Source organism: Kitasatospora sp. NPDC004723 (assembly GCF_040609255.1).
GTDB lineage: Bacteria > Actinomycetota > Actinomycetes > Streptomycetales > Streptomycetaceae > Kitasatospora.
Genome location: NZ_JBEXJT010000086.1, coordinates 1 through 7,947 on the forward strand (window position 1 = coordinate 1; position 7,947 = coordinate 7,947).

Consider the following 7,947-nt stretch of genomic DNA (forward strand, 5'->3'; position numbering starts at 1 on the left):
GGACGAGGACTCGCTGCGGACCTACAACGCGGCCTTCGACCAGATCCGTGATCTTGCGCTGGACGAGACGTTGCCGTCGTTCCGCGTGCCACGCGGACCGCCGAGGGGACGCCGCCGTGACCGATCTGGACCTCACACCCGGCCTGAGCCCCGGCCACCTCGGTGCGCCGGCGACCGAACCGGAGGGCCGCCCGCCGGGCGCGCCCGCCCCGCGCCCCGATGCGCCGGATCCACGCCGACGGCGCAACGGACTGGCCTGTCTGCTGACCGCGCTCTCGCTGATCGCCGTGTTCGGTGGGATCGGGCTGGCCGGGTTCAGCTGGATCCAGGGACAGCGCAAGCCGCCGGCCGCCGCCGACTACGCGGGCAACGGGTCCGGCTCGGTGCAGGTGTCGGTGCCGGAGGGCGCCGGGCTCAGCCAGATCGCCTCGGCGCTGGTGCGCAACGGCGTGGTGGCCAGCTCGCTCGCCTTCACCCGGGCCGCCCGGGGCAGCGCGGCGGCGGCCGGGCGGATCCAGCCCGGCACCTACACGCTGCGGCTGAAGATGTCGGCGGCGGCGGCGCTCGCCGTGCTGATCGACCCGGCCAACGCCAACGGCCTGACCATCCCCGAGGGGTGGCGCGGCAGCCAGATCTACGCGGCGATCGACAAGAAGCTCCAGCTCCCGGCGGGCACCGCGGAGCGGACGGTCAAGGAGCAGACCGCCGAGCTGGGCCTGCCGGAGAGCGCCAACGGCGTCCCCGAGGGCTACCTGTTCCCCGCGACGTACGCCGTCACCGACGACACCACCGCCGTCGACCTGCTGAAGCAGATGGTCGACCGGGCGGGCAAGGAGTACGCCCGGGACGACGCGGAGGTCGTGGCGACCAACCTCGGGCAGTCGCTGTACGGGCTGGTGACCATCGCCAGCATGGTGCAGGGGGAGGCCGACAACCCCGAGGACATGGCGAAGGTCGCGCGGGTGATCTACAACCGGCTGGCCAGGAACATGCCGCTGCAGCTGGACTCCACCATCAACTACGCGATGGGGCGTTCCACGCTGAACACCAGCGTCACCGACACCCGGCTCGACTCCCCGTACAACACCTACAAGCACGCGGGGCTGCCGCCGACGCCGATCTCCAACCCGGGGCGCCAGGCGATCATGGCGGCGGTGGATCCGGCGCCGGGGGACTGGCTCTACTTCGTGACCGTGAAGCCGGGGGACACCCGGTTCACCGACAGCTTCGAGGTGCAGCAGAAGAACGTCGCGGAGTTCAACGCCAACCGGGCCTCACCGAGCGCCCCGGCGTCGGCGACCGGCTCGGCCTCGGCCTCCGCCTCCCCGCCCGCTCCGGCCTCGCCGGGGGCGCCGTAGCGGGCGGGCGGCGCCCCGACCGGCCACCTGACTGCGGTACGGTAGCGTCTCCGTCCGGGTGTTGCGTTAGCACGCCGGTTCGACAAGCAGCCGGGACGCCGTCCCGGGCGACCGGGCCGATCCTCCGGTCGTCTCCGTCGGTATAAGGGGATCAATGACCGATCTGGGTCGGGGCTACGGCCCCCAGGGCTCCGAGCCGTGGAATCCGGGAGACCCCGGGTACGGCGGTCAGCAGCCGGTCCCCGGCTCGCAGGACGGGCAGTGGCAGCAGCATCCCCAGCAGTCCCAGCAGCAGTACGGCGGTCAGCAGGGCTACCCCCAGCAGCAGATGCCGCAGCAGGGCATGGAGCCGCAGGGCGTGAACCCGCAAGGCATGAACCAGCAGGGCATGAACCAGCAGGGCATGGGCGGCCAGCAGCAGTACGGCGGTGAGCAGGGGTACCCGCAGCAGCAGATGCCGCAGCAGGGCTATCCGCAGCAGCAGCCGGGCTACCCGCAGCAGGGCGTGGGGGGCCAGCAGGGCTATCCCCAGCAGCAGTTGCCCCCGCAGCAGATGGCGCAGCAGGGCATGGGGCAGCAGCCGTTCGGCGGTCAGCAGCAGGGGTATCCGCAGCAGGGCACGCCGCAGCACGGTGCGCCCCAGCACGGCGTCCCCCCGCAGGGCGTGCCGCAGCAGGCCGTACCGCAGCAGGGCGCCCCGGCGCGGCAGGAGCAGCAGCCGGCCGCCCCCGAGCAGCCCTCCGGCCCCGGTCCGGACGGCATCGACTGGGAGGCGGAGGCCGCCGCGCTGGAGGCCGGCGCCGACCCGGCCGCGCCCGCCGACGGCGGTGAGCACGCCGAGGCCGGGTGGGACGGTCACGAGGGCGAGTACGCCGAGGGTGAGTACGCCGAGGGCGAGTACCACGAGGACGGCGCGGACGGGGACGGGCACGGCGGCTTCCTCGGTGACGAGGACGACTCCCGCGAGGCGAAGAAGAAGCGCAAGGAGAAGGGCAAGAAGTCGGGCCGGCGCAACGGCGGTGCCTGCCTGGTGGTCGCCCTGGTGCTGCTCGGCGCCATGGGCGGCGCGGGCTGGTTCGGTTACGGCTTCTACAAGGACCACTTCGGTCCGGCGCCGGACTTCCCCGGCCCGGGCTCCGGCTCGGTCAACGTGGAGATCAAGCAGGGCGCGGCCGGCAGCCAGATGGGTGCGGCGCTGAAGCAGGCCGGCGTGGTGAAGAGCATCGACGCCTTCAACGCGGCGTGCGACAAGAACGTGAAGTGCTCCACCATCCAGCCGGGCGCCTACAGCATGCCGAAGGAGATGTCCGCCGAGGGAGCTGTGCAGTTCCTGGTGGACGCCAACGGCGGCGAGAAGCTGATCATCCGGGAGGGCCTGACCTCCATCGCCACCTACGGCCTGATCGACGACAGGCTGAAGCTGCCCAAGGGCACCACCGCGAACGTCGCCAAGGAGCAGATCAACAACCTCGGCCTGCCCGCGTACGCCAAGGGCAACATCGAGGGCTTCCTCTGGCCGACCCGCTACTCGATCACCGAGGGCATGAAGCCCGAGGACCTGCTCAAGCAGATGGTCAAGAACGCGGTGGACCGCTACGCGGGCCTGGACGCGGAGGCGTCGAAGATCGGCCTCAAGTCCGGCTACGAGGTGGTCATCGAGGCGAGCATCCTGCAGGCCGAGGGCAACAACAAGGACGACTTCGCCAAGATGGCCAAGACCATCCAGAACCGGCTGGCCGACAAGGGCAAGGTCAACGGCAAGCTGGGCATGGACACCACGCTGCAGTACGCGCTGGGAACCAAGAACCTGGAGAGGAAGGACATCAACGACGGTTCCAACCCGTACAACACCTACATCAACCCGGGCCTGCCGCCGGGACCGATCTCCAACCCGGGCGACGACGCGCTCAAGGCGACGCTGAACCCGGCGGACGGCAAGTGGCTGTACTTCATCGCGATGTCGCCGACCTCGACCCTGTTCGCGGAGACGGACACGGAGCACGCCAACAACGTCAAGGCGTACTGCACGGCGGCCGGCCAGAAGTTCGACCCGGTCGCGGTGCACTGCACCACCAGGTGACGACCGCCCCACCGGGGGCGCACGGAGAGAGAACACCAGCGTGACCAGCAAGCACCGCGCGGCCGTCCTCGGCTCGCCGATCGCCCACTCGCTGTCGCCCGCCCTGCACCGGGCCGCCTTCGCGGCGCTCGGCCTGGACGGCTGGCGCTACGACCGCTTCGAGGTGGACGAGGCCGCGCTGCCCGGCTTCGTCGCCGGGCTGGACGAGGCCGAGTGGGCGGGCTGCTCGCTCACCATGCCGCTCAAGCGGGCGGTCATTCCGCTGCTCGACGAGGTGAGCGCCACCGCCCGGTCGGTCGAGGCGGTGAACACCCTGGTGTTCACCGCCGACGGGCGCCGGGTCGGGCACAACACCGATGTGCCCGGGCTGGTCAACGCGCTGCGCGAGCGCGGCATCACCGAGGTGCCGTCCGCCGCGGTGCTCGGCGCCGGGGCCACCGCGTCCTCGGCGCTGGCCGCGCTGGCCCGGCTCGGGGCCCACGAGGTCACCGTCTACGTCCGCAGCCCCGAGCGGGCCCGGGAGATGGCGGAGCTGGGGGAGCGGCTGGGCGTGGCGGTGCGGACCGCCGACTGGGCGCGCGGCGCCGAGGCGCTGGCCCACCCGCTGACCGTGGCCACCACTCCGGCCGGGGCCACGGACGGCTTCGCCGGCGACCTCACCGCCGAGCCGGGCGCGCTCTTCGACGTGCTGTACCATCCGTGGCCGACCAAGCTGGCCGGCGCGTGCGCCGAGCGCGGGGCGACCGTGCTGGGCGGGCTCGACCTGCTGGTGCACCAGGCGGTGCTGCAGAGCGAGCTCTTCACCGGGCGCGCCCCGGGGCCGCTGGCGGCGATCCGCGCCGCGGGCGAGGCCGCACTCGCGGCGGGCTGAGGCGGCGCCGGGCGGCCGTCCGAGGCGGCCTGGGGGCTGTCCGAGGCGGCCTGGACGGCCGGAGCGGTCGCGTCAGGGGCATGCCGACCAGCCATTCCCGTCCGCCGGTCGGCCGAATGGTGTCCGGTGACCGGACTCCGCGGCCGGTCGGCCGGTCCGGCATGAAAGGATTCGGGGAGAAGGCACGCCCGGGCGGGTGGCGGCAGCGCCGCGCCGGTCCGCTGATGAAGGAGCTCCGTTGGGTACGTTGCGCTGGCTGACGGCGGGGGAGTCGCACGGCCCCGCACTCGTCGCGACGCTGGAGGGCCTGCCCGCCGGTGTACCGGTCACCACCGCCGTGGTGGCCGACGCGCTGGCGCGCCGCCGGCTCGGCTATGGTCGCGGCGCACGGATGAAGTTCGAGCAGGACGAGGTGACCTTCCTCGGCGGCGTCCGGCACGGCCTCAGCATGGGCAGCCCGGTCGCCGTCATGGTGGGCAACACCGAGTGGCCGAAGTGGGAGCAGGTCATGTCGGCCGACCCGGTCGACCCCGAGGTGCTCGCCGGTCTCGCCCGCAACGAGGCGCTGACCCGTCCGCGCCCCGGCCACGCCGACCTGGCCGGAATGCAGAAGTACTCGATCGACGAGGCCCGCCCGATCCTGGAGCGCGCCAGCGCCCGGGAGACCGCGGCCCGCGTCGCGCTGGGCGCCGTCGCCCGCTCCTACCTCAAGGAGACCTGCGGCATCGAGATCGTCAGCCACGTGGTCGAGCTGGCCGCCGCCAAGGCCCCGGCCGGCGTGCTGCCGCTGCCCGCCGACGAGGCGAAGCTGGACGCCGACCCGGTGCGCTGCCTGGACGCCGACGCCTCGAAGGCGATGGTCGCCGAGATCGACCAGGCCCACAAGGACGGCGACACCCTCGGCGGCGTCGTCGAGGTGCTCGCCTACGGCGTCCCGGTCGGCCTCGGCTCGCACGTCCACTGGGACCGCCGGCTGGACGCCCGCCTCGCCGCCGCACTGATGGGCATCCAGGCGATCAAGGGCGTCGAGGTCGGCGACGGCTTCGAGCTGGCCCGCGTCCCCGGCTCGCAGGCGCACGACGAGATCGTGCCGACCCCCGAGGGCGCCCGGCGCGCCTCCGGCCGCTCCGGCGGCACCGAGGGCGGCCTGTCCACCGGCGAGCTGCTGCGGGTGCGCGCCGCGATGAAGCCGATCGCGACCGTCCCGCGCGCGCTGCGGACCCTGGACGTGCGCACCGGCGAGCCGGCCAAGGCCCACCACCAGCGCTCCGACGTCTGCGCGGTGCCGGCGGCCGGCATCGTCGCCGAGGCGATGGTCGCCCTGGTGCTCGCCGACGCGGTCAACGAGAAGTTCGGTGGTGACCACGTGTCGGAGACCCGGCGCAACGTCCGGAGCTACCTCGACCACCTGATCGTCCGATGACCTCACCGGCCGTTGTGCTGGTCGGCCCGCCCGGCAGTGGCAAGTCCACCGTCGGGCGGGTCCTCGCCGAGCGCCTCGGCGTCGGCTTCCGCGACACCGACGCGGACATCGAGGAGCAGGCCGGCAAGCCGATCCCCGACATCTTCGTCGACGACGGCGAGCCGCACTTCCGCGCCCTGGAGGCGGCCGCCGTGCGGACCGCCGCCTCGAACCACCCCGGCGTGCTCGCGCTCGGCGGCGGCGCGGTGATGGCCGAGCCCACCCGTGAACTGCTGCGCCCCCTGCCGGTGGTGTTCCTGGAGGTGCCGCTCGCCGACGCGGTCAAGCGGGTCGGCCTGGACGCCCCCCGGCCGCTGCTGGCGGTCAACCCGCGGGCCCGCTGGCGCGAGCTCATGGAGGCCCGCCGCCCCCTCTACCTGGAGGTGGCCACCGCCGTCGTCGACACCGCCGGCCGCACCCCCGAGCAGGTCGCGGACGCCGTACTGGAAGCACTGGAGCTGAAGACCCCCCATGACTGACACCGACACCGTCAGGATTCACGTCGGCGGCAGCGCCGGCCACGACCCGTACGACGTGCTGATCGGGCACCAGCTGCTCGGCGAGCTGGCGCCGCTGATCGGGACCCGGGCCCGGCGGGTGGCGATCATCCACCCCGAGGCGCTGTCCGCCACCGCCGACGCGATCCGCGAGGACCTGGCCGGCGAGGGCTACGAGGCGATCGCCCTCCAGGTGCCCAACGCCGAGGAGGCGAAGAGCGCCGAGGTGGCCGCGTACTGCTGGTCGGTGCTCGGGCAGACCGGGTTCACCCGCACCGACGTGGTCCTCGGCCTCGGCGGCGGCGCCACCACCGACCTGGCCGGCTTCGTCGCCGCCACCTGGCTGCGCGGGGTCCGCTGGATCTCCATGCCCACCACGCTGCTCGGCATGGTCGACGCGGCGGTCGGCGGCAAGACCGGCATCAACATCGCCGAGGGCAAGAACATGGTCGGCGCCTTCCACCCCCCGGTGGGCGTGCTGGCCGACCTCGCGACCCTGGACACCGTGCCCCGGCACGACTACGTCTCCGGCCTCGCCGAGGTGATCAAGTGCGGCTTCATCGCCGACCCGGTCATCCTCGACCTGATCGAGGCCGACCCGGAGGGCGCCAAGACCCCGGCCGGGCCGCACACCGTCGAGCTCATCCGGCGCGCCATCCAGGTCAAGGCGGACGTCGTCTCCGGCGACCTCAAGGAGTCCGGGCGCCGCGAGATCCTCAACTACGGCCACACCCTCGGCCACGCCATCGAGCGCAACGAGCGCTACAAGTGGCGGCACGGCGCGGCCATCTCGATCGGCATGGTGTTCGCCGCCGAACTCGGCCGCCTGGCCGGGCGGCTGGACGACGAGACCGCCGACCGGCACCGCACCGTGCTCGCCTCGGTCGGCCTGCCGCTCAGCTACCGCGCGGACGCCTGGCCCAAGCTGCTGGACGCCATGAAGATCGACAAGAAGTCGCGCGGCGACCTGATCCGCTTCATCGTGCTGGACGGCCTGGGCAAGACCTCCGTGCTGGAGGGCCCCGACCCGTCCCTGCTGGTGGCGGCCTACGCGGAGGTGTCCTCGTGAGCCGGGTGCTGGTGCTCAACGGCCCCAACCTCGGCCGGCTCGGCAGCCGCGAGCCCGACGTCTACGGCTCCACCTCGTACGCCGGGCTGGTCGAGCGCTGCACGGCGCTCGGCAAGGAGCTGGGCTTCGAGGTCGAGGTGCACGAGACCAACTCCGAGCAGACCATGGTCGAGTGGCTGCACGAGGCCGCCGACGGCCGGGTGCCGGTGGTGATCAACCCTGGCGCGTTCACCCACTACTCGTACGCGATGCGGGACGCCGCCGCGCAGCGCACGGCGCCGCTGATCGAGGTGCACATCTCCAACCCGTACGCCAGGGAGACCTTCCGGCACACCTCGGTGATCTCCGCGGTGGCCTCCGGCACGATCGCCGGGTTCGGGATCGGCTCGTACGAGCTCGCGCTGCGGGCGCTGGCCGACCAGCTCGTATCGGGCTGACGGGGGCGTCGGCGCCCGGCGCGGTGCCCGGGCCGGTGCCCGGGGCGGTGACCAGCGGTGGTGGGGGGGGGGGGGGGGGGGGGGGGGGCCCCCCCCCCGGGGGGGGAGCCCGGACGGGGCGGAGGGGGGGGGGGGGGGGGGGCGAAACCGCGTCGGGGGGGGCGCCCCCCCCC

At 73.4% G+C, this 7,947-nt stretch carries 7 protein-coding genes; all 7 read left to right on the forward strand.

Annotated features, from left to right (window positions below):
* Positions 1–116: 116 nt before the first annotated feature.
* The 7 genes from mltG (ABZW10_RS38355) (at position 117) to aroQ (ending at position 7,774) form a co-directional block, all read left to right on the forward strand.
* Complete coding sequence (gene mltG, locus ABZW10_RS38355; protein ID WP_355376256.1) at positions 117–1,358, forward strand: endolytic transglycosylase MltG; 1,242 nt, start codon at positions 117–119, stop codon at positions 1,356–1,358.
* Between the two features lie 154 nt (positions 1,359–1,512).
* Positions 1,513–3,438, forward strand: coding sequence for an endolytic transglycosylase MltG (gene mltG / locus ABZW10_RS38360; RefSeq protein WP_355376258.1), 1,926 nt, complete (start codon positions 1,513–1,515; stop codon positions 3,436–3,438).
* A gap of 40 nt (positions 3,439–3,478) precedes the next feature.
* Positions 3,479–4,309, forward strand: a complete 831-nt coding sequence (locus tag ABZW10_RS38365; RefSeq protein ID WP_355376261.1) for a shikimate dehydrogenase — start codon at positions 3,479–3,481, stop codon at positions 4,307–4,309.
* Positions 4,310–4,547: 238 nt separating this feature from the next.
* On the forward strand, positions 4,548–5,732 hold the full coding sequence (aroC, locus tag ABZW10_RS38370; protein WP_355376263.1) for a chorismate synthase: 1,185 nt from the start codon (positions 4,548–4,550) through the stop codon (positions 5,730–5,732).
* Positions 5,729–6,250, forward strand: coding sequence for a shikimate kinase (locus ABZW10_RS38375; RefSeq protein WP_355376265.1), 522 nt, complete (start codon positions 5,729–5,731; stop codon positions 6,248–6,250). The genes aroC and ABZW10_RS38375 overlap by 4 nt, the downstream gene beginning before the upstream one ends.
* Positions 6,243–7,337, forward strand: a complete 1,095-nt coding sequence (aroB, locus tag ABZW10_RS38380) for a 3-dehydroquinate synthase (protein ID WP_355376267.1) — start codon at positions 6,243–6,245, stop codon at positions 7,335–7,337. Before ABZW10_RS38375 ends, aroB begins: the two co-directional genes overlap by 8 nt.
* Complete coding sequence (aroQ, locus tag ABZW10_RS38385; RefSeq protein ID WP_355376270.1) at positions 7,334–7,774, forward strand: type II 3-dehydroquinate dehydratase; 441 nt, start codon at positions 7,334–7,336, stop codon at positions 7,772–7,774. The genes aroB and aroQ overlap by 4 nt, the downstream gene beginning before the upstream one ends.
* Positions 7,775–7,947 lie beyond the last annotated feature (173 nt).